This is a genomic window from Bacillus sp. FJAT-29937 (assembly GCF_001509555.1).
Taxonomy (GTDB): Bacteria; Bacillota; Bacilli; order Bacillales; family Cytobacillaceae; genus Cytobacillus.
Genome location: NZ_LMAS01000011.1, coordinates 44,882 through 66,273 on the forward strand (window position 1 = coordinate 44,882; position 21,392 = coordinate 66,273).

The following is a 21,392-nucleotide window of genomic DNA, read 5'->3' on the forward strand; positions in this document are numbered from 1 at the left end:
CAGATTCGCCTTTTGCTTTAGCTAGTAAGTATTCAGTTTCAGAACCCAAGATATAAACAGTTACCCTTGGTTTAGATAAAGTTCTGTCTACTAGTGTAAGTTTTACAGACCCATTAGTTCCCTTAATATCTATTCTCCCCCTTGACCCAATGAACATTGTTCCGATTGGCTCTAAAGTAGCTTCAGCCCAAATTACTTTTAAGCAGGTGGGATAATTCCTGTAATGAGCAGAATAAATAACACTAATCCTATGAGGAAAAAAATTATCGAAGAAGTAAATATAGGTCCTCTTCTAAACACAAATTTTTCTCTTTTTTGGATTAAACCTGTTTGCGCACTGACTTGTGAAGAACTATAATTTGAAACAATCCCTCCACTGCTTGAAAAGTAAAAGCTAATAGCAGCAAAAGCTATGCCAGTGAAAAACATTACCTCAATAAATCTAACAGAAAATTTTGTTGCAACGAACATCGTTATAGCCACTTCTACAACAAAAGTTATAAGCAAAATAATTAAATATTTCGTTCGAATGATATTCTCCCCCTTAGAAATATTATGGTTTACAACAATATATTAACATAATTTTGTAAATATACTGAAGATAATGTATATAGACACTCCAATATTTTTACCTAAACCAATATCTTCATTGTATAAAACTGTGGAATTATCGTCTGCTTCTGAATTGAATTACTAACCCTGTTGAAAAATAAACGGACAAATTCCGCTTAAGTTGGGAAATACATACATTTCCCTTAAAATAGAGGTAGTTTTTCCGCTTATATGTTCCAAATCGTTGGATTTTGACCTTTTTTGACTGGATAAGCGGAATCCCTCCGCTTATATTTGGCATTTAAGCCACAATTTCTACAATAGCCGGAAATTTTCCGCCTATTAGAGTTCATACTTTTAAATAGAAGTAATGCGAAAAAGTATAATGTGTCTTAAAGTCAGCTTTTGGGATACTTTTTTTATAAAAAGGTAGGAAAGGTGATTGGTGTTGAAAAAAATTGTAACTGCATGTATGGTACTTATTCTCTTATTAGTTGGTTGTTCTTCAAATCATAATGATAACGAGCAAAGCAAACCGCCAAGCCAGCAGGAAAATAATAAATTGGAAATACTTGAAGAAAATCTCAATGTTCCTTGGTCAATCGAAAAAGTGAATGATACTTTCTATCTAACTGAAAGATCGGGATCTATCGTGAAAATAGAAAATGGAGAAATGGAAAGGCATCGTGTAGAACTCGAGAAAGACCTTGCAACAGCCTCGGAAGCAGGGTTACTAGGATTTGTGCTTGCTCCTGACTTTCAGGAATCGAATTTAGCCTATGCCTATTATACATATGAAGGCAGTACCGGGCAGTTTAATCGCATTATAACTCTTCATTTGGAAGATAATGTTTGGAGAGAGGAGAGTTTGCTCCTTGATCGTATCCCAAGTGGTACTTACCATCATGGAGGAAGGCTTAAAATTGGGCCCGATGGAAAGCTTTATGCAACAGCTGGTGATGCATCTGACCGAGAAATTGCACAGGACAGCAATTCTTTAGGAGGGAAGATTTTAAGAATGAATCTTGATGGATCTATCCCAAGTGATAACCCATTTTCAGATTCATATGTTTTTAGCTATGGACATCGTAATCCCCAAGGAATTACTTGGTTACCTGATGGAACGCTATATGCAAGTGAGCATGGAAACAGTGCAAATGATGAAATAAATAGAATAGAAGCAGGTCAAAATTACGGATGGCCAATAATCGAAGGGCACGAAGAACAAGATGGGATGGTTTCACCACTATTCACTTCAGGTGATGACTCGACTTGGGCACCGTCAGGAATGGCCAATCAGAATGGTAAATTGTATGCTGCAGCATTAAGAGGCACTGCTGTTTTAGAATTTGACCTTGAAACAGGTGAATACCATGAAGTAATAACTGGTCTTGGCAGGATTCGAGATGTGCTAATTGAAGATAATAACCTTTACTTCATTAGCAATAATTCAGATGGTCGTGGAAATCCGCAAGATAATGACGATAAGTTATACCGCATCTCCCTTTCAGATTTAAACTGATTATAACCCCAAAAATATTAATGATTTGGGGAGTATTATAAAAATATCTTGGATCCGAGATATTTTTATTGCATTATCTTCACTTGAGGTGTAAAGTGTAAGTAACAAACGTCTTTATGATCAATGAGTGTTTAACAAAAGAAGAACAGAAAACACTATATAACCTTATGTCTAAATTACAAAAAAACACAGAAAATAAAATGGGAAAGTAAGATCCTTCTCAAATTTTTTTTAATCTATCACTTGATTTGTAAATTGATAAAAAGGAGAAATGACTTATGTATAAAATTCCAGGACATCATCACATTTCGATGATTACAAAAAACGCAAGCCATAATAATCACTTTTATCGCAAAGTACTCGGTTTACGTCGTGTGAAAATAACGGTCAATCAAGATGACCCATCGATGTATCACTTATTCTTTGGAGACAAAACCGGCAGCCCAGGTACGGAGCTATCATTTTTTGAAATTCCGCTAGTAGGTAGAACACATCGTGGCACCAATGCCATTACAAGAATCGGGTTGCTTGTCCCGACAGTGGATGGTTTACTGTATTGGCAATCGCGCTTTGAGGACTACGGTGTTGAACATGGCAAAATTACGAAGTATGCCAATCACACTGCCTTACTTTTCGAAGATCCGGAAGGGTTGCGGTTGGCGCTTATTGTTTCAAATGGGGCAAAAGTTGAGCACTGGGAAACTTGGGAAAAGTCCGAAATCCCTGCCCAGCATCAAATCCAAGGTATGGGGACTGTAGAAATAACGGTACAAAGACTTGATAAGCTCGCAAATACACTGACAGATATGTTTGGCTACACAGAAGTAAACCGTACAAAAACGTCCGCGATTTTCCAATCGATTGAAGAAGAAGTTTTTGGAGAAATCATCGTGAATGCTTTAGATGGCCCTTCTGAAAAGCCAGGCCGCGGCAGTATTCATCATCTAGCTATTCGCGTAAAAAATGATAAAGAACTAGAATATTGGGATGAACAAGTACGGGCGCGTGGCTTCGCTTCATCTGGCATAGTGGACCGCTTCTACTTCAAGAGTCTATATTTCCGTGAATCTAACGGAATACTATTTGAAATTGCAACGGATGGCCCAGGCTTCACTGCCGATGGTGATGATATCGAAACACTTGGTGAAAGATTGTTATTGCCGCCATTTTTGGAAGACCGCCGAGATGAAATTGAAAAAAATCTAAAACCAATTGAAGAATATTGATCAGACTAACATATAAACATTCTTAGGAGGAAAATAAAATGAATCAATTAAAAGGGGTACACCACGTAACAGCTATTACAAGCAGTGCAGAAAAGAACTATGAATTTTTCACATATGTTCTAGGTATGCGTTTAGTTAAAAAAACAGTCAATCAAGATAGTATCCAAACCTATCATTTATTCTTTGCCGATGATAAAGGCAGTGCAGGAACAGACATGACGTTCTTTGACTTCCCAGGCAGTCAGAAAGGTGTACATGGGACAAATGAGATTTCAAAGACCTCTTTCCGTGTACCAAGTGATGCAGCATTAGAGTATTGGGTAAAACGTTTTGATCGTTTAGAAGTCAAACATACTGGCATTAAAGAGCAGTTTGGCAAGAAAACTCTCTCTTTCGTTGATTTCGATGACCAACAATATCAAATAATTTCAGATGAATTCAATAAAGGAGTGGAATCAGGTACACCTTGGCAAAAGGGCCCGGTCCCACTAGAATACGCCATTACTGGTTTAGGACCGGTTTTCGTTCGTATAGCGATCTTTGATTACTTTAAAGAAATCCTGGAAAAAGTCCTTTTATTTAAAGAGACTGCAAAAGAAGGTTCATTCCATTTATTTGAAGTAGGGGAAGGTGGAAATGGCGCTTCAGTCATTGTAGAATACAACACTGTTCTGCCTCAAGCCCGACAAGGCTTTGGTACAGTTCACCATGCGGCATTCCGAGTAGAGAATCGTGTAGAACTAGATGAATGGAATGAGCGAATGAGTGGTTTTGGCCTCCCAACATCGGGTTACATCAATCGTTACTTTTTTGAGTCTTTATACGCAAAAGTGGCACCGCAAATTTTATTCGAGTTTGCTACAGATGGTCCTGGATTTATGGGAGATGAGCCTTACGAAACACTAGGTGAGAAATTATCTTTACCTCCATTCTTAGAGCCAAAACGTGAACAAATAGAAAAAATGGTTCGCCCAATTGATACAGTTAGAAGTACAAAGGAATTCATCAAAGAGTAATATGCCACAACGAAAGCCATTCTACATTGAATGGCTTTTATCATTTGGTGGAGAAGAATGTATTAAGGTGTGGTCCAATATTTTTTTAGTGACTGGCATAAAGTAATTAAGTATTAGCCCGCCTAAACAAACGGTTAGTAAAGTGCCAACGCCAATCGGCCCATTAAAAATCAATGCCATTATCAAGAATACGAGGTAAATGAATGTTCTCGAAAAGAATATATTTGTTCTAGTTAATTTTTGTAGGATTAATGTTAATCGGTCAACTGGTATCGGTGCAAAATTTGTATGTAAATACAAGGCTGTTCCAAATCCTATTACAACTAAGCCAATTCCAAAACAAACAACTTTGTTGATCCATAGTTCAGGTGTAACAAAAAAGTGTAACAAAAAAAGCCACATATCAATACCAACACCTGTTATAAAAGCTGTCAGCAAACCCAAAACTTCGGGCCTCTGCCTTTTCAAAAGTGAATTACAGCCAATCATTATGATAGCGATTATGACTTCCCAACTTCCCACAGTAAGCCCGACATTAATGGAAAGCCCAACCAAAAGCGCATCAAAAGGTGATGTTCCAAGTTCTGATTGGATAGTCAAAGAAATACCAAACGTTAATATTAAAATTCCCAGTACAAAAAAAGCATATTTCACTTCACTCGACCTCTTCAACATTATTTTTTGTTGCAAATACAACAAATTCGAGTTACATTTAATATAGGCTATATTTATTGCATTTGCAACAAAATTATGTGCTAAGGAGTTTATAATGAAGGAAATTCTTCGTGAAATTGGAATGATCGCAAGGGCATTAGATTCCATAAGCAATATCGAATTTAAAGAATATGACCTTACAAAAGGGCAATATTTATACCTTGTGCGAATATGTGAGAACCCTGGAATCATTCAAGAAAAGGTAGCTGAGATGATCATGGTCGATCGAACAACTGCAGCTCGTGCTATAAAAAAGCTTGAAATGAATGGCTTTATTGAAAAAAAAGATGATGAACATAACAAAAAAATAAAAAAGCTCTTTCCAACAGAGAAAGGAAAAAGTGTTTACCCTTTTATAAAAAAAGAACATGATCATTCGAATAGTGTCGCATTAACAGGATTTTCCGAAAGTGAAGCAGAAACCATTTCCAACCTCCTTCAACGAGTAAGAAATAATATTGAAAAAGAATGGGAGTTTGTCAAAAAAGGAAACAAAAGAATTTATTAAATAGATAAAGGAGCCCTATTTAAATGACAATTAAGATAAAAATGTGTGCCCTTGAAGATTTACAAACACTCCAAGAAATAAGCATTGAAACATTCAATGATACATTTAAAAATCAGAATTCACCCGAAAATATGGGTACCTATTTGGAAAGAGCTTTTAATTTAAACCAATTGGAAAAAGAATTATCCAATATGTCTTCGGAATTCTTTTTTGTATATTTTAATGACGAAATTGCTGGATATTTAAAGGTCAATACGAATGAAGCTCAGTCTGAAGAAATGGATGATGAATCATTTGAAATCGAAAGGATTTATATAAAAAATAAATTCCAAAAACATGGGCTTGGTAAATATCTGCTCAATAATTCTGTGGAATTGGCGACGGAACGTAAGAAAAAGAAAATCTGGCTAGGCGTCTGGGAACAAAATGAAAATGCGATTGCCTTTTATAAGAAAATGGGGTTTGTTCAAACGGGGGCTCATTCTTTTTATATGGGTGATGAAGAACAAACGGATTTAATATTGACCAAAACACTTATATAACTAAGTTAAAAGCCTGAGAGAATACTGTTATACAGATTCCCCCAGGCTTTTATCCAAGACTAGACCAACAACGTTTTCTATTTTAGTTATTTTGCTCAAGGCATTGATACACTGCCATCATATCTCGTTTATTCAATTCACGTATACGATTGAAAATGGGAATATCCGCAACAGCTTCTGTATATAAGCTTTCATCAATAACATCACTTACAGTTCCAGTTAACCATGTTTTTACTTGTATGTCTTCAACAAGTTCCATCAGGCCATCATCATTGATGCCGCTTGCATAACAACTTACACACGGAATGGTTAATTTATACACGCCATCATGGAGATTATCTTCTGATATCACTTTCTTTCCTTTACAGAAAGGACATGGATGGCTCTTTTTAATTTTATTAATTTCGGTAATTAACTTTTTGTAGCCAAACGCTTCATAGACATAGGTTAGTTTTTTGTATTTACCATTTGTGAAATATTTATCTATGATTACTTCTCTCGTCTCTGTGATATTGGCAAAGTCACAGATAGTGATTTGATTATGAAGGCTGATGGCTTCGATATTGCCGCTAATACTGCCCCAGAATGGTAAGACATTTTGTAAAACCATTTCATAACCCGTAAAGCTCGCCAGTTCGAGTTCAAGCATTTTCAGGGCAACTTGTGTTTCTCTAGGCATTAGTGAGACGTCCTCTGTCAAAATCATATCTCCGCCTACAATCGATTTCAGTTTGTCGAGTGCAGGTAAGCCACCTGTTATTGTCAATACTTGGTCAATCGGCTGATTAATTACTTCACGGATATCTATATCTCCAAATTTAAGCGGCTTATGATGGTTTAAAACAGTACCCTCACAAATGGGGCATGTAATCATTTCTTTAGAAGCTTTCATTTGCTCCTTAATCTTTGATTTTGAAACAACAATATACATACCAAGGATCGTATTAAAACCGACCCATGTTCGACGTGCCTTGCCTTTCTTATCATAAAATGACTTTTCAAAATACCCGTACCAAAATGTATGCTTTTCTTCATCTGACATCTCATTATAGCTTTTCGTTAAATCTTGACCAAGCTCATTCTTAATTTCTTCAAATAGAAACTCTAATTTTGGGTATTGATAAAATTTTAATACTTCCATTATATCTGGATAGAATAGACCATCCCAGAATGGAAGGTTTTTGTCTTGAATCACAAGATCTTTATCAAATATTTCAATCTTAAGACGACCCGAGCATGATTGGCAATGATTGTCAGGAGAAAAGAAATCAAATTTTCTCGTATCTTTATTAGTCGGATGAGCGGCCACAATATGATTGATCAGTCCGCCTATTTCATAGAGAAAACTATATTGGCTATATAAGTGTCTTTCTAGATCGATGGCAATAACGGGTGCGATTTTTTCAGATTCGTATTCACCGTAAATCAAACGGGCCATGGATGATAAGGTTTTTAAGATGCCGCCCTTATAGACGTTTTCTGCATTTTTGAAGTAGGCAATATGATTTTCTTTTAAATAGGTAATGCCGTTTTGCTGATTGAGTGTGGAAGATATAGGCGTTGGAGCAGCAGTATCTTCTCTGTTTTTAAGACGATAATAATCATCGTGACTGACAACATCAAGATGCTCCACAGGTTCAAGCTGTCTTTTACCAAAATCCACGATAAAATCTGAGTTTGCCAGCATATACGAATTATGTTCAATCATGATGATTGAGACGGATTCATCCTGCAGAATGTCTCTTATACTATCAATAAATTGATTTAAAATATTTTGTGATAAACCTTTTGAAGGTTCGTCAAATATAAAAAGCGTATGTGGGTTTCTTGAATTAGCAAACAGCTCAGAAACTAAATGGACACATTGAAATTCACCAGTCGATAAAGACTGTGTTTTTCTTTCCAACGTCAAATAACCAAGTCCAAGTTTGATTAATAAGCTTAAGCGTTTATGTACGATGTCTTCTTTTGGCAGTTCATTAATAATTTCCTCAATAGAGCGCAGAAAAATATCATCAATATCTTCGCTATATTTTGTAAGTTTCTTCTTAATATCAAGAAAAGTCGCAACGGTTGACCTACTCGTAATCGATTGATTTCGATCTTGGCCTACCATAACGAGTTTATCTTTCGGATATCTCTTCAGAAAATCTGTAGCTATACATTCATTGACAAGTGTAGATTTTCCGCATCCAGACTCACCCGTAACGGTTACCAGTCTATTTTTGGGAATCTGAAATTTGGCCATTTGAATATTACGGCAATATAGATCATGAAATTGATAGTATTCTGTTGGCGTTGCCTCGTTTCGCTCCAAAACGATTGGAGCGGGACGTGGGGATTCCTCTACGATTTTTCCACCATATTTCCCGCTGCCAGGTCCGAAGAACAATTGCTCATCTGTTGTATCGAGCACTGTATCTGAATGATCAATGAGCCAAATTTGATTCTTATAGCCTAATTGTTTAATCTGTTCTAAAATGTTCAAAAGTGTTTGGTGATCAAGGCCAACAGAGATTTCATCAATGATAATAACGGTATTCTCGCTTACTGCCATAAATTCCGCCAAGTAAAGCCGTGTTAATTCTCCGCCTGACAATGTACCCATAATGCGATTCAAGGTTAAGTAACCAATATTCATATTGATTATATTTTGAAGAATGTTTTGTTTCCCTTCACTAAGATCTAAAACATCTGCTAGTGAAAGAATGGTCTCAACACTCAAGTTATTCATATCGGAAATATTATGTGGTTGATCAAATAATTCAATCGTATACTGCAGGGTTTCTTGATTATAGCGCTTTCCCTCACACTTTGGACATTCGACATTACTATTAGTACCACGGCCTTTACACTTAGGACACCAGCCTAATTCATTATTAAATGAAAAGACTTCTGGAGAAAGATTGTATTTTTCAGCAAGTTTTACACGAACCTCTGTAAATACGCCAGTATGCGTGCCAATCGTTGAACGCGGATTGGAAGAAATGGATGATCTTCCGAGAAAAAGAACTAAAGGCATCTCCTCCATCTTGATGGCACTGAAATTAGTTTCCATAATGTTTGGAAATAAGTACTGGTATTCAGCCTTTGGCAATAAGGAAACGAGACGCTTCTTGGATTCTTCCCCAATGGTTTGGCAAAATGTAGTCTTGCCAGATCCGGACAAACCAGCAATTCCTAACGATTGATCTTCCGGCAAGACAGCATCTAAACGGTTAATATTGTTGGCAATTAATTGATTTATTTTCATCGGCCTATCCTCTCCATTCTCTAAATCTAGTATTGCCATGTTAGCACAACTTCAAATGGAATTGTTGCGTTTTTTTCGAGCAGATGAATAATTCTCTTAGTTTGAAAAAGATGTATCATTTGTGCTAAAAAGTAAAATTGTGTTAAAAATAATTACATAAATAAATGAAAAGTTGAAACGAGGATCATGAATGAGTACAAAAACAAAGCAAAAACGCAATAAACTGATGATGGTGGTACGTGCATGCTTGGTTATTATAGGAGGATTTATAACTGCCTATGGACTAGAAGCGGTATTAATCCCGAACCAAGTATCAGACGGTGGTGTGACAGGACTGAGTATTGTTGGGTCACAATTGATTGGGTTACCTCTAGGACTTCTAATTGCATTATTAAATATTCCCTTCGTATTTCTAGGATACAAACAAATTGGCAAAACCTTTGCTGCTTTTTCGGTTCTCGGTATAGCTTCACTGGCAGTTAGCACTAGCTTAATGCATCATGTAACAACCATAGTTAAAGGGGACACATTACTAATAACCGTTGTTGGTGGGATTATCATCGGTTTTGGAATGGGATTAGCCTTGCGTAATGGCGGAGCATTAGACGGAATTGATATGTTAGCTGTATTGCTTTCCCGAAAGCTGCCTTTTGGGACGAGTGATCTCATTTTATTTTTGAATATGTTTGTTTTTATAGTCGTCTCAACGATATTCGGTTTACAGGGAGCTATTCTATCAGCGATTGCCTACTTTATCGCATCTAAAGTCATTCACATTGTGGAGGAAGGTTTAAGCGGCTCGAAAACCTTCAAAATTATCACCACTCAGCCTGAATTGATGGTTGAAATGATTCGTGAGAAATTAGGCCGTGGAGCAACGTATACGCTGGCACTTGGCAGTTACTCAAATGAGCAATTCAAGGAAATCACTTGCATCATCAACCGTTTGGAAGAAAGCAAAATGAAAGAAATCATCAATGAAATTGACCCCAATGCCTTTGTAGCAATATACGATGTATCAGAAGTGAAGGGCGGCAGCTTCATAAAGCAAGATATTCATTGAATAGGCGTAATCCAAAGGCACTGGGCTTTTTTTTGGCGGACATTCAATCCGTTATTTTTGTGAAGTGACCATAATTTAGGGCTAAGCGGACACTGAGGACGTTATTTACGAAAAAACACAGGAAATCACAGCTTTTTTGTAAAATAGCGGAATCAAAGTCCGCAAACATTAGGAATTACCCCATTTTGCCTCAAATAAAGGAACTGAAGTCCGCCGCTAAGCTCAGCTAATAAAAGGGTTGTTGACAAAAGTAAAAATAAGTAATATTATTATCTTGAATTCAAGATAAATAAATTTGAGATTATGGGGGGTAAAATATATGGAGAGAACATGCACAAATTTGCCCTTTCTGATATTAATGCAAACATCCAAAGAAATTCATGATCGAATAAAAGAAGAAATGGCAAAAAGTAAATTAAATATAACGGAGTTTTCCGTTTTAGAGGTCCTATACCAAAAAGGGAAACAAACCATTCAGCAAATTGGAAAGCGCATATTAATCTCAAGCAGCTCGATGACCTATTGCTTGGACAAGTTAGAACAAAGAGGATTATTGATTAGATCCGCCTGTAAAGATGACCGCCGAGCGATTCATGTGTTATTAACTGATGAGGGAAATGAATTGATGAATGAAATCATGCCGAAGTATCATGGGGTTGTTGATGGGCTGTTTGAGCCGCTAGATTCTAATGAGGCAGAGACATTGGTACACTTATTGAAAAAGGTAAGGGTATAAACTTAGATTTTTTTTGATTATATATCTCGACGTTGAGATACTAAAATTTGAGCATAAATCGCAATAGGAGTGAAAATAGAATGAATAAAAAAACAATGGGTATCCATCATATTACTGCAATCGTTGGTCATCCCCAAGAAAATGTTGATTTCTATGCAGGAGTTTTGGGCTTGCGTTTAGTGAAGCAAACGGTAAATTTTGATGATCCAGGCACTTACCATCTATATTTTGGTGATGAAGGCGGGAAACCGGGTACAATAATTACTTTTTTTCCATGGGCTAATGCTTATCAGGGAAGGATTGGCGATGGTCAAGTAGGTGTGACTTCTTATGTTGTACCTAAAGGGGCTATAAGTTTCTGGGAAGAGAGATTAGAGAAGTTCAATATTTCATTCACAAAAACAGAACGCTTTGGTGAACAGTATCTGGAATTCGATGATCCACACGGGCTTCGCTTGGAAATCGTGGAGAGGGAAGAAGGGGAAATCAATACTTGGACCTTTGGGGGGATCACTCCAGAAGTTGCAATCAAAGGGTTCGGGGGTGCTGTATTATTATCTTCTCAGCCAGAAAAAACAGCAGAACTGTTAGAAAAAGTAATGGGACTTGAGCTTATCGGGAAAGAAGGAGACTTTATCCGCTTCCGTTCTTTAGCTGATATTGGAAATATTATTGACTTGAAAGCAACTGCGTCTGGCAGAGGGCAAATGGGTGTTGGAACCGTTCATCACATTGCATGGAGAGCGGCTGATGACAATGATCAATTGGAATGGCAGAAATATGTTGCGGAAAATGGCTATGGTGTCACTCCTGTTCAGGATAGAAATTATTTTAATGCCATTTACTTTAGAGAATACGGAGAAATCTTATTTGAAATTGCAACAGATCCTCCAGGCTTCGCTCATGATGAATCGCAAGAAACAATGGGAGAGCAGTTAATGCTGCCTGAACAGTATGAACAGTATAGAGAACAGCTTGAACGCAGTTTGATACCGATTAAGGTAAGAGAATTAAATTAATTTCGCGAAGGAATGATTCCTATGCTGTCCATTGATCCTAATACAATTACAGAAAGAGAAAATTATAAATTTCTAATTGGAAGCATTATCCCAAGGCCAATTGCTTTTGTTACAACCTTGTCTGAAGAGGGCGTATTAAATGGCGCCCCTTTTAGTTATTTTAATATTGTATCTTCGAATCCCCCAATGATTTCTTTATCGATTCAACGTTCCGCAGGGAGACAAAAGGATACGGCCAAAAATATTCTCGAGAAAAAGGAATTTGTCGTCCATATTGTCGATGAACAAAATGTTGAAAAGGTAAATAAAACAGCTGCCAGTCTTCCTCCTCATGAGAGTGAAGTGGAGTTAGCAGAATTAACACCAATCGAAAGTATTAAAATTTCTGTTCCAGGTGTTCAGCAAGCAAAAATTCGAATGGAATGTGTACTTGAGCATTCGTTGGAATTGGGAGATAAAGAAACGCCTGGCTGTGATTTTATCATCGGAAAAGTCGTTCAATTTCATATAGAAAATGAAATTTATGAAAATGGAAGAATCGATTCAAAAGGGTTGGCTGCTGTTAGTCGATTGGCGGGTAATTATTACGCGAAAATCGGAGAAGTTTTTGAAATAGAAAGACCTAAATAGTAGGAGGGTAACGAATGAAACATATATTTAATAAGGGAAAAGATCCTAATAAACCGACTTTATTAATGCTTCATGGAACGGGAGGAAATGAATTAGATCTATTGCCTATTGCCGGAATGATTGATGATGAAGCTTCTGTATTAAGTGTGCGAGGGAATGTTTTAGAAAATGGAATGCCTCGTTTTTTCAGAAGATTAGCAGAAGGAGTTTTTGATGAAGAAGATCTTATTTTCCGAACAAAAGAATTAAATGAATTTCTTGATGATGCAGCAGAAAAATATAGCTTTGACCGAGATAATATTATTGCTATTGGTTACTCAAATGGGGCAAATATTGCTGCGAGTTTATTATTTCATTATCAAAATGCTTTGAAGGGAGCTATTCTTCATCACCCGATGGTGCCTAGAAGGGGAATAGAGCTTCCTGATTTATCGGGAAAATCTGTGTTCATTGCAGCTGGAACAAATGATCCAATTTGTTCACCAGCCGAATCTCAAGAACTTCAATCGCTCTTAGAAGAGGCAAATGCAAAAGTGGAGCTTCATTGGGAAAATAGGGGTCATCAATTGACAGCTGAGGAAGTTGGAGCAGCGGGTAAATGGTATCTGACTTTATAATATCAGTTAATGGTAGGGAAATAGGAAGGGTACAATTTATAAAATATAGCTTGATGGGGCGGTCACAAATTTGTGCCCGTTCTTTTTTTCTATTACATGAACTTCAATAGATGACAATAGCAATAGTGTAGAAGGAGAGGCGCAGAACACTTTACGTAGTGGACAGTGGATCCTTTATTTCCATAAAATTAGCATATTATCGTATGAAGAGGACACAGGGTTCGTTAATGGTGTAAAAACATGAGAAATTAGCTAAATTTCATGTAATAACGGAACCAGTGTCCTTGAACCTCTAGAAAAACATGCTATTTAGATATTTAGCGGAACAGGAGTCCTCTTTTGCAAAAAAGGACAATTCAAGAGGCAACTCTAGTGGGAAGTTGCAAGAAAAGCAAGATTTTGGGAACCATTGGCTCGCATAGGACGTATATACAAGTGGAAAAAAACGGCTATTGTCACTCTTTGGGCTATCGTGAGGATTTGGAGGAGTGTCAAGGTACATAAAGAAAGGCAGGGAAACAATGTCTAACGAATCTGTATTAGGGAAAGATCGAATAATCACTTTAGATGTGATAAGAGGGTTTGCCATACTCGGCATTTTTTTAGTGAATATGCCGTCTTTTACAGGAAGCGAATTCATGGTCTATACGGGAATGGATAAAACGATTCGAATGCTGTTTGATATGTTTATCCAAACGAAATTCTATACGATCTTTTCTTTTCTATTTGGACTTGGATTTTATATTTTTATGAAACGAGCGGAAGCAAGAGGGGAAAAAGTATTCCGTTTGTTTTCTAAACGGCTGCTAGCTTTGCTGTTATTCGGCATTTTGCACCTAGTTTTCCTTTGGGAGGGAGATATTCTCCATTCTTATGCGTTAATTGGGTTTTTTCTATTATTGTTCTATCGCCGGAAGGCAAAAACGGTACTTATTTGGGGACTCATCCTCATTTCTCTATTCCAATTTATAACTGGGGCATCAGCCTTATTTGCCTATATTGGCGAACAATTTGACGAATCGTTAAATATTTCGGGACAGCTGCAAATGGAGAGGATGGAAGAGGGAGAAGAGAAGATTGAGGCCTATACAAGTCTTTCATACATTGAGTTGTTGAAATGGCGTGTTCCTAATGAATTAAAAGAAATCGTCATGAATGAACCTTTTGTCATTCCTGATGTTCTTGGAATGTTTCTGCTTGGTCTGTATGCAGGAAAGATCAATTTATTCCGCAGAGTTGCTGAATTGAAGCGCAGACTCCGCATTATACAGCTTATTACGCTTTTGATCAGCATTCCACCGCTGGCTGCCATTGTTTTCAGTTACTCCAGGCTAGAAGAAGTAGTATTTATGCACAGCCTAGGAAACTATTTTTACCTTCATTTTAGCGGATTTACATTATCAATCTTTTATATAGTAACAATTGCACTTTTGCTGGAAAAACAAATTTGGCAGCGTCTATTAAATCCGTTTCGCTATGTCGGGCAAATGGCGCTAACCAATTATTTATGCCAGACTTTCTTTGGTGTCATTGTATTTTATGGATTTGGTTTGTTCGGAGAGATATCGTTGGCGATGGGACTCCTATATACGCTAATCTTTTATTGTGTACAAATCGTCTTTAGCCATCTTTGGTTAAAAAAGTACCAGTTTGGTCCTTTCGAATGGCTGTGGCGAGTAATGACATATGGAAAAGTACAACAATTTAAGAAGGAGATTAGTAAATAATTAAAGCCATATGTATGCATGTGAACGGGTTTAGTTCGGGAACATGTGCACATATGGCTATTTGCAAGTTGTTTAGAATAGTAGTGTTCAGTTATTTCAGACGTTTATTTCCTTTAATAAAAGGTGTTTTTTAGATGTAGAGTTTGCAATCAAAACGCCAGCCAAAATAAGCAAAGCACCAAAATAACCTTGAATCCCCATATTTTCATGCAGGAAGATAAATGCAAATATAGCTGCAAAAATTGGTTCAAGCGAAAAGAGAAAACCAGTGATTTCAGGAGTCGTGTATTTTTGAGCAATGGATTGCATGACAAAGCCATAAGCGGAGCAAAAAAGTGCTAGACCGAGTATTGCGACCCAATCAAGCATTCCACTTGGTAAAATAGGCGTTTCAAAAATGAAAATTCCAATGGTTGCATACAGGCTGGCAAATCCAAGCTGGTAAATGCCGAGCTGAAGAGTATCCACCTCTTGAACAAAGAGGTTTGTTAAGATAATGTGGACCGCATACAGGAAGGCGGAAATTAAACAATAAAGCGAGCCCTGTGCAAAATTGAAACCATCTTCAATCGTAACTAGAGCTAACCCAATAGAAACGATCATAACACCATAAACAATCTGTTTGCGCGGCAAATTTCGTGTGATGAATGTCTGCAAAATGGGCACTAAAATAACGGTTGTACTTATCAAAAAGCCCGCTGAAGAAGCAGACGTGCTCTCCATGCCATACAAAAGAGCCACGAATATAATGAATAGCAAAGCTCCAAGTATGGCACTGTACGTCAATACTTTTGTATTGACATGAATTAATTTTTTATAAAATATCATCATCATTACGATAAAGGCAATACCAAAGCGTAAGGCGATAATTGTCAATGAAGAGATTGAATCGACACTCATTTTCATGAAAATATAAGATGTACCCCACGTCATTGCGCAAGTAGCTAAAATCCAGTTAGCTTGTTTTTGTGTCATCTCCGTTATTTCCTCTCAAGTATTTATTTTATCGTAGATTAAAAGGCTGTAAGACCCTGATTCACTTTATGGTTGGCTATATCGTATCACCTGCATTTGCATTAGTAAAACGAATATTTATAATAGAAGTATTAGTAATTCTAATGTAAGGGGTAGTGAGTATGAATTCGTATTATGCTTTTATCAAAGCGATCGAAACAGGCAGTTTTACTAAAGCAGCTGAAGAGCTTGGCTATACCCAATCCGCCATTAGCCAAATGGTGCATTCATTGGAGGAAGAACTTTCTACTACTCTTATTTTGCGTTCTCGTTCGGGGATAACGCTGACACCCGATGGGGAGGAGTTTTTGCCGTTTATTAGGAATATTTGTAATTCGCACAGGGAGCTTCAGGTAAAGCAAAAGGAAATGGAAGGGCTGGAAAGCGGACTTATTCGAATTGGCACATTTTCCAGTGTTGCCTGTCATTGGCTGCCTGGATTGATAAAGGATTTCAAGAAACAATACCCAGCCGTCTATTTCGAATTACTTCAAGGTGATTATACGGATATCGCTAATTGGATCAAAGATGGAAGTGCTGACTTTGGCTTTGTGAATCCGAAGGCCGTTTCGAATTTAACTACTATTGATTTGCAAGAAGATGAAATGCTCGCTGTATTGCCAACAGACCACCCTTTAGCTGCTCACAGCAACGTGACATTGAAGGAGTTAACGAATGGACCTTATATCCTTTTAGATGAGGGAGAAATAAGTGAGCCATTAACTGTTTTTAAACAAAACAACTTCGAACCTAATATTCAATACCGGGTACACGATGATTATTCCATTATGTCCATGGTTGAACAAGGTCTTGGTATCTCCATTTTACCGAAGCTTGTCCTAGAAAGATGTTCATATAATATTATAACGAGATCAATTACCCCCACTTTTGCCCGTACCATTAGTTTGGCCTACAAAGACAAACGGGTATTGCCAATAGCAAGCAGATATTTTATTGATTTTATTATTGGGAAGTATACTACACAGTAATCAGTTCACTTGAATTTTCATTCATCCTTTTGTAAAGAATAACAAAGGAAAAAGGCTGAGAGATGACTTAATCTGCTAACTAAATGAATGTTCATAGCTCCTATTTCAGAGCGGAGGAAAAACGATGCCAGAACTACCTGAGATGGAAACGTATAAATCGCTGCTGCAACAATTGATTGGCGGGCAAACGATTACAGGGGTTACGATTAACCGGGAAAAATCTATTAATATAGCTAAGGAGCCATTTGTGCTTCAAATAGTGAATCAGAAAATTGAAGCTATTGAAAGAAGAGCAAAATATTTAATATTCCAACTTCAAAATGGCTCGTGTTTGCTTTTACACCTGATGCTTGGCGGTTGGATGTTTTATGGGAAAGAAGAAGATCGGCCAGACCGAACGGTACAGGTACAGTTATCCTTTGGAGATCACCATCTTTATTTTATTGGACTCCGTTTAGGTTACCTGCACCTTTTAACACCGGAAATGATCGAGCAGGAATTTCAGAGCATAGGCCCAGAGCCGCTCGAGCATGGTTTTTCTTCAGATGCTTTTCTTGCCATTATGAGAGGCAGGAAAGGCGGGTTAAAAAACACGCTGCTGAATCAGGAGGTTATTGCCGGGATTGGCAATCGTTATTCGGATGAAATTCTTTGGCATGCTCAGCTCCTGCCAGAAAGAAGATTAACTGAACTAGATGACAATCATCTTATTCGTTTATACGAATCAATCCGATACATTCTTCAGCAGGGAATTCAACATGGAGGTTACATGGAGGAACCTCTTTTTAAGGGTGATGTCAAAACAGGGGGCTATAAGATGTCCGTTCACAACCGAGAAGGGGAAAAGTGCCAGCGATGTGGTACACCTATTGCGAAAGTGGAAATATCCTCACGAAAAACTTATTTCTGTAGAACTTGCCAGCGTTAATACGGGGAGTTTACTTTGGAATTACCTTAGAAAATATCAGGCTTTACAATCTATAACTAACATGTTATTTTATATTCAACGTTGATTATCCAACATTAATCATTTTGGAGGAGATAACATGATTAATAAAATTATTGAAAAGGGATTTTTTAAGGGCCTAAAACAAAAGATTGGAAAAGAAAAGACAAAGGAAGCCCACGATTTGTACCTAACTGTTCTTGAAGAAAATAAAAGTTGGGCAACGGATAAACCTACCGAACTCAATTTAATTTTTACCTCAACGGTACTTGCTTCGTATAGAGTATTGAAGAAGTATCATTATGAGAATTGGGAAGAAATTATCCGCTATTGTTTAATAGAAAGAACAAAAAGTAAGCAGCAGTTTTTTATGAAATTGTATTTGCTTTTGGATCGTAAGCCATTTAAACGAATTGTGAAAATATCTAAACTTAAACAAATAAAGCATTATGGAAACCATCATTTTACTCACCATACCGAAAAAGATACAGAACAGTCCTATCATTTGCATATAAAGAAATGCTTCTACTTTGACTTTTTCCGCTCAAATCAGGCACTTGAAGTCATGCCAATTTTTTGCAGTATGGATGATGTTTGGGGAGACCTCCTTCATCCTAAAAAGCATGGTGTGACATTTTCACGACCAAAGCTGCTGTCTAAGGGAGATTCGCACTGCTTTTTCAAATTTGATCAAATAGATGAATAAATGGGCCTCTCTTTACATCACTATTGAATGGTGTTATATTTTTACCACGATACTTAACGTTGAATACTTAATGTTGGAGTGGTGGTTATGACACGACTAATGGTACTTGGATTATTAAGGACAAAACCTATGTCAGGCTATGAAATGCAACAGCTTTTACAGGTGAGTGCAGTGGATGAATGGGCTGGAATTCTCCCGGGTTCCATTTATCACGCATTAAAAAGAATGGATAAGGAAGGACTCGTCAAAGTAACTAAAGTTGAAACTACAGGTCACCGTTCGAAAGCTATTTATGAAATAACGGATTCCGGTGAACAAGAATATAAGAAGCTTTTAGTGGAATCTTTTCATGAGACTTCCGTTATTCTGCCGGTCCATTTATATACAGGACTTTCGATGCTAAATTTGCCGAATCATCAGGCAGAACCACATTTGATTGCAGAAGCAGTAGAAGCACAAATCGCCGAGCTCTCCTCAAAGATGAATAAACTTGAGGCAGGCCAAACGGCAAAGTCTCAGTTTATAGAAGTAAATGAATTAACAAAGATCACTTTCGAAAATATGCTGGATCATTACAAGCTTCAAATAGACTTTTTAAATAAAATTTTGAAGGCAATGAGGAACAGTGAGGATTAGGAGGAAGGGGCTCTTTCCGATTCATAGCAAAGAACAGCAGGGACAGAAATCCTGTCCCTGCACTCTCATTTAGAGGCCAAATCCTCTCTGTTTGCCGCTACTGGCGGCTGCTCAAACCATCCATTATCAATCATAAGTTTGGCGGCTAATTCTACAAACAAGGAGATATTTGCTAATGACTTAGTGTACACCAGTGCAATATCATGTCTGCCATTGACGGCTAAGGAGTTCCCTACTGATCGAATTTTCATGGAAAACATATCTACTTTATGAAATAGCATTAATTTATCTGAAAAAGGAGCAACGATTGATGTAGTGACCAAATGGTCCAGATAGGCTAGTGATGGCAAGTCTTCCTTATGCATTTTTTCAAAATAGCGTTCTATTGCCTTAGTTGTAATATCTTCCCCTCTTTTAAACAATTCTCGAACCTCTTTTGATTTTGCCGTTTGACAAAAGCCTAAGAGAAGCGCTTTGCTTGTTACGTTATTCTGAATATTATCGTAAAGGTGTGCGATTTCTAAAGCGTGCATAGGCCTGATATCTCCAAAAAAACCATTTAGGAAATTTTTGTCAATAAACGTAACTTTCTCTGGTATTGGAATATAGGGTGGTTTCCTAATGAAGCCTTTATTCGATAATATACTTTTCACTTGTTCCATTAACTCAATTGTAGATTTCATGCAATAGAGAAAAAAGTCATTTACATCCTTTCTGAACACTAAAGGAATGGCGACATTGTATATGCTCATACCCGCTTTCCCCACATAATTGATATAATGCAGGTAGAATTCATCTTCGAAAAGTCTCGGTGCATCAAGGTTTACATCCTCGTCAGTAAACCCAGCCGGAATCGGGAAGTGATCCTTTTCAAAAATGCCCTCTATCGTGTTTAAAAATTCATTAACTAGGTTCAAAGCATGGTCTAATAATTTCTTAATATCTTGATCGCCGACATGTTTAAGAAAGTAGGTTATCACACATCTTGACATACTATTCCCCATATATACTGCCCACAGTTTTCCCATTTCGGCTGATGTTAATTTTTCATTTTGATTTGCTAGTGTTTCGACTGCTTTATATGGTTCAAGCGGTTCCATCGCATAATCACATCCATTTTATTATTTAGCATTCCCTCTCGTTTTAATTCTATTTTGTGAACTTGTCTTGGAATAAAAAATAATTTCTTGTTTAGTTGGCAAAATATTTACAAGGTTGTTATATCCAAATATAAATATGATATTCATGTGCCATGTAAAATCACTACTCTGTCCCTAATGCTAGTCAGTTTTTAACAAAGAATACATATACAAATCATCAAATTTTCCACAAGAGTATTCATATTTTCTTAGAAGGCCTTCACGAAAAAATCCAATACTTTCAAATAATTTAATGGAAGGGATGTTTGGAGGTTCGATCAAAGCCTGTATCCTCATTAAATTAAGATGGTTAAAGCCATAGGGGATAATAGCTGATAAAGCTTCGGACATTATCCCTTTTCTCCAATAATCCTTTGAGAGCTCAGCGCCAATCTCAGCTCTAGAATGCTTTGTAGACATATTCAGAAAGCCGCAGCTCCCAATCACTGTATCTTTTTCTTTCAATGTAATTCCCCAGCGTATTCCTGTTTTATTTTCAAAAATCTCTTTGTACCACTGGACTTCTTCAATCGCGTCCTCCTCACTTTGAAAGGGCTCCATTCCAAAGTATTTCATCACCTCTTGATCCGATAGGTAAGTCAATAGACTGGCTGCATCGGTCTGAACAACCTCTCTCAGGATAAAACGCTCCGTTTCCAATACGGGAAAAGTGTTTGATAAATTCATACGATAATATTCCCCCTTTAATGGGTGTTCGGCTCGTATCGTGCATATATATTTAATATCGTGCAAATACGTGCGAAATCGTGCATATATCCAAAGTTTCGTGCAAATATCTAAAATATCGTGCAAATATCAGTAAATCCTTAAATATAT

General features: G+C 37.1%; 21 protein-coding genes. 15 read left to right on the plus strand and 6 right to left on the minus strand.

Annotation, left to right across the window (positions count from 1 at the left end; genetic code table 11):
• Positions 1-198: 198 nt before the first annotated feature.
• Positions 199-471, minus strand: a complete 273-nt coding sequence (locus tag AR328_RS19085; protein WP_231735020.1) for a hypothetical protein — start codon at positions 469-471, stop codon at positions 199-201.
• 529 nt (positions 472-1,000) lie between these two features.
• Between AR328_RS19085 and AR328_RS19090 the strand changes: the two genes are divergently transcribed.
• The 3 genes from AR328_RS19090 (at position 1,001) to AR328_RS19100 (ending at position 4,316) form a co-directional block, all read left to right on the plus strand.
• Entirely contained in the window at positions 1,001-2,074 is a 1,074-nt protein-coding gene (locus AR328_RS19090; protein WP_066300009.1) for a PQQ-dependent sugar dehydrogenase, read from the plus strand.
• A gap of 278 nt (positions 2,075-2,352) precedes the next feature.
• On the plus strand, positions 2,353-3,300 hold the full coding sequence (locus AR328_RS19095) for a ring-cleaving dioxygenase (RefSeq protein ID WP_066300010.1): 948 nt from the start codon (positions 2,353-2,355) through the stop codon (positions 3,298-3,300).
• 38 nt (positions 3,301-3,338) lie between these two features.
• Positions 3,339-4,316 (plus strand): ring-cleaving dioxygenase, encoded by a 978-nt coding sequence (locus AR328_RS19100; RefSeq protein ID WP_066300012.1) that lies wholly within the window; start codon positions 3,339-3,341, stop codon positions 4,314-4,316.
• A 21-nt stretch (positions 4,317-4,337) separates the two neighbouring features.
• Here the strand turns inward: AR328_RS19100 and AR328_RS19105 are convergent, their stop codons facing one another.
• Positions 4,338-4,970 (minus strand): YczE/YyaS/YitT family protein, encoded by a 633-nt coding sequence (locus tag AR328_RS19105; RefSeq protein ID WP_066300013.1) that lies wholly within the window; start codon positions 4,968-4,970, stop codon positions 4,338-4,340.
• A 115-nt stretch (positions 4,971-5,085) separates the two neighbouring features.
• Here AR328_RS19105 and AR328_RS19110 point away from each other — a divergent pair, with 115 nt between their 5' ends.
• On the plus strand, positions 5,086-5,538 hold the full coding sequence (locus AR328_RS19110) for a MarR family winged helix-turn-helix transcriptional regulator (protein WP_066300015.1): 453 nt from the start codon (positions 5,086-5,088) through the stop codon (positions 5,536-5,538).
• A 23-nt stretch (positions 5,539-5,561) separates the two neighbouring features.
• A complete protein-coding gene (locus AR328_RS19115) occupies positions 5,562-6,080 on the plus strand; it encodes a GNAT family N-acetyltransferase (protein WP_066300022.1) in 519 nt (172 codons plus the stop codon).
• 82 nt (positions 6,081-6,162) lie between these two features.
• Here AR328_RS19115 and AR328_RS19120 read toward each other — a convergent pair whose 3' ends face one another.
• On the minus strand, positions 6,163-9,333 hold the full coding sequence (locus tag AR328_RS19120) for an ATP-binding cassette domain-containing protein (protein WP_066300024.1): 3,171 nt from the start codon (positions 9,331-9,333) through the stop codon (positions 6,163-6,165).
• 190 nt (positions 9,334-9,523) lie between these two features.
• Between AR328_RS19120 and AR328_RS19125 the strand changes: the two genes are divergently transcribed.
• From AR328_RS19125 to AR328_RS19150, 6 genes are all read left to right on the plus strand, one after another.
• The gene (locus AR328_RS19125; RefSeq protein WP_066300026.1) at positions 9,524-10,396 is read left to right on the plus strand and encodes a YitT family protein; all 873 of its coding nucleotides are present in this window, start codon (positions 9,524-9,526) and stop codon (positions 10,394-10,396) included.
• A 319-nt stretch (positions 10,397-10,715) separates the two neighbouring features.
• Complete coding sequence (locus AR328_RS19130; protein WP_066300029.1) at positions 10,716-11,132, plus strand: MarR family winged helix-turn-helix transcriptional regulator; 417 nt, start codon at positions 10,716-10,718, stop codon at positions 11,130-11,132.
• An 80-nt stretch (positions 11,133-11,212) separates the two neighbouring features.
• Positions 11,213-12,151: a ring-cleaving dioxygenase gene (locus AR328_RS19135; RefSeq protein WP_066300032.1), complete on the plus strand. Its 939-nt coding sequence runs from the start codon at positions 11,213-11,215 to the stop codon at positions 12,149-12,151.
• A gap of 21 nt (positions 12,152-12,172) precedes the next feature.
• The gene (locus tag AR328_RS19140) at positions 12,173-12,781 is read left to right on the plus strand and encodes a flavin reductase family protein (RefSeq protein ID WP_066300041.1); all 609 of its coding nucleotides are present in this window, start codon (positions 12,173-12,175) and stop codon (positions 12,779-12,781) included.
• A 14-nt stretch (positions 12,782-12,795) separates the two neighbouring features.
• Positions 12,796-13,398, plus strand: a complete 603-nt coding sequence (locus tag AR328_RS19145; RefSeq protein WP_066300044.1) for an alpha/beta hydrolase — start codon at positions 12,796-12,798, stop codon at positions 13,396-13,398.
• Between the two features lie 521 nt (positions 13,399-13,919).
• The gene (locus AR328_RS19150; protein WP_066300049.1) at positions 13,920-15,125 is read left to right on the plus strand and encodes a DUF418 domain-containing protein; all 1,206 of its coding nucleotides are present in this window, start codon (positions 13,920-13,922) and stop codon (positions 15,123-15,125) included.
• Positions 15,126-15,221: 96 nt separating this feature from the next.
• Here the strand turns inward: AR328_RS19150 and AR328_RS19155 are convergent, their stop codons facing one another.
• The gene (locus AR328_RS19155) at positions 15,222-16,100 is read right to left on the minus strand and encodes a DMT family transporter (protein ID WP_066300054.1); all 879 of its coding nucleotides are present in this window, start codon (positions 16,098-16,100) and stop codon (positions 15,222-15,224) included.
• Positions 16,101-16,261: 161 nt separating this feature from the next.
• On the opposite strand from AR328_RS19155, the gene AR328_RS19160 reads away from it, so the two are divergent.
• From AR328_RS19160 to AR328_RS19175, 4 genes are all read left to right on the plus strand, one after another.
• Positions 16,262-17,128: a LysR family transcriptional regulator gene (locus AR328_RS19160; RefSeq protein WP_066300057.1), complete on the plus strand. Its 867-nt coding sequence runs from the start codon at positions 16,262-16,264 to the stop codon at positions 17,126-17,128.
• Positions 17,129-17,252: 124 nt separating this feature from the next.
• Positions 17,253-18,056: an Fpg/Nei family DNA glycosylase gene (locus tag AR328_RS19165; RefSeq protein WP_066300060.1), complete on the plus strand. Its 804-nt coding sequence runs from the start codon at positions 17,253-17,255 to the stop codon at positions 18,054-18,056.
• 118 nt (positions 18,057-18,174) lie between these two features.
• A complete protein-coding gene (locus tag AR328_RS19170; RefSeq protein WP_066300063.1) occupies positions 18,175-18,780 on the plus strand; it encodes an L-2-amino-thiazoline-4-carboxylic acid hydrolase in 606 nt (201 codons plus the stop codon).
• An 87-nt stretch (positions 18,781-18,867) separates the two neighbouring features.
• Positions 18,868-19,416 carry a PadR family transcriptional regulator gene (locus AR328_RS19175; protein ID WP_066300073.1) on the plus strand — a complete coding sequence of 183 codons (549 nt, stop codon included), beginning with the start codon at positions 18,868-18,870 and terminating at the stop codon, positions 19,414-19,416.
• A 65-nt stretch (positions 19,417-19,481) separates the two neighbouring features.
• On the opposite strand, the gene AR328_RS19180 is transcribed toward AR328_RS19175, so the two are convergent.
• The gene (locus tag AR328_RS19180) at positions 19,482-20,516 is read right to left on the minus strand and encodes a DUF3231 family protein (protein WP_066300078.1); all 1,035 of its coding nucleotides are present in this window, start codon (positions 20,514-20,516) and stop codon (positions 19,482-19,484) included.
• 180 nt (positions 20,517-20,696) lie between these two features.
• Positions 20,697-21,242 carry a GNAT family N-acetyltransferase gene (locus AR328_RS19185; protein ID WP_066300086.1) on the minus strand — a complete coding sequence of 182 codons (546 nt, stop codon included), beginning with the start codon at positions 21,240-21,242 and terminating at the stop codon, positions 20,697-20,699.
• Positions 21,243-21,392: the final 150 nt, after the last annotated feature.

What these genes read in the sequence shown, in the direction of transcription:
- AR328_RS19085 (WP_231735020.1), bottom strand. Translation starts at nt 471, where the DNA reads ATGTTCGTTGCAACAAAATTTTCTGTTAGATTTATTGAGGTAATGTTT.
- AR328_RS19095 (WP_066300010.1), top strand. Translation starts at nt 2,353, where the DNA reads ATGTATAAAATTCCAGGACATCATCACATTTCGATGATTACAAAAAAC.
- AR328_RS19100 (WP_066300012.1), top strand. Translation starts at nt 3,339, where the DNA reads ATGAATCAATTAAAAGGGGTACACCACGTAACAGCTATTACAAGCAGT.
- AR328_RS19110 (WP_066300015.1), top strand. Translation starts at nt 5,086, where the DNA reads ATGAAGGAAATTCTTCGTGAAATTGGAATGATCGCAAGGGCATTAGAT.
- AR328_RS19115 (WP_066300022.1), top strand. Translation starts at nt 5,562, where the DNA reads ATGACAATTAAGATAAAAATGTGTGCCCTTGAAGATTTACAAACACTC.
- AR328_RS19120 (WP_066300024.1), bottom strand. Translation starts at nt 9,333, where the DNA reads ATGAAAATAAATCAATTAATTGCCAACAATATTAACCGTTTAGATGCT.
- AR328_RS19125 (WP_066300026.1), top strand. Translation starts at nt 9,524, where the DNA reads ATGAGTACAAAAACAAAGCAAAAACGCAATAAACTGATGATGGTGGTA.
- AR328_RS19130 (WP_066300029.1), top strand. Translation starts at nt 10,716, where the DNA reads ATGGAGAGAACATGCACAAATTTGCCCTTTCTGATATTAATGCAAACA.
- AR328_RS19135 (WP_066300032.1), top strand. Translation starts at nt 11,213, where the DNA reads ATGAATAAAAAAACAATGGGTATCCATCATATTACTGCAATCGTTGGT.
- AR328_RS19140 (WP_066300041.1), top strand. Translation starts at nt 12,173, where the DNA reads ATGCTGTCCATTGATCCTAATACAATTACAGAAAGAGAAAATTATAAA.
- AR328_RS19145 (WP_066300044.1), top strand. Translation starts at nt 12,796, where the DNA reads ATGAAACATATATTTAATAAGGGAAAAGATCCTAATAAACCGACTTTA.
- AR328_RS19150 (WP_066300049.1), top strand. Translation starts at nt 13,920, where the DNA reads ATGTCTAACGAATCTGTATTAGGGAAAGATCGAATAATCACTTTAGAT.
- AR328_RS19155 (WP_066300054.1), bottom strand. Translation starts at nt 16,100, where the DNA reads ATGACACAAAAACAAGCTAACTGGATTTTAGCTACTTGCGCAATGACG.
- AR328_RS19160 (WP_066300057.1), top strand. Translation starts at nt 16,262, where the DNA reads ATGAATTCGTATTATGCTTTTATCAAAGCGATCGAAACAGGCAGTTTT.
- AR328_RS19165 (WP_066300060.1), top strand. Translation starts at nt 17,253, where the DNA reads ATGCCAGAACTACCTGAGATGGAAACGTATAAATCGCTGCTGCAACAA.
- AR328_RS19170 (WP_066300063.1), top strand. Translation starts at nt 18,175, where the DNA reads ATGATTAATAAAATTATTGAAAAGGGATTTTTTAAGGGCCTAAAACAA.
- AR328_RS19175 (WP_066300073.1), top strand. Translation starts at nt 18,868, where the DNA reads ATGACACGACTAATGGTACTTGGATTATTAAGGACAAAACCTATGTCA.
- AR328_RS19180 (WP_066300078.1), bottom strand. Translation starts at nt 20,516, where the DNA reads ATGGAACCGCTTGAACCATATAAAGCAGTCGAAACACTAGCAAATCAA.
- AR328_RS19185 (WP_066300086.1), bottom strand. Translation starts at nt 21,242, where the DNA reads ATGAATTTATCAAACACTTTTCCCGTATTGGAAACGGAGCGTTTTATC.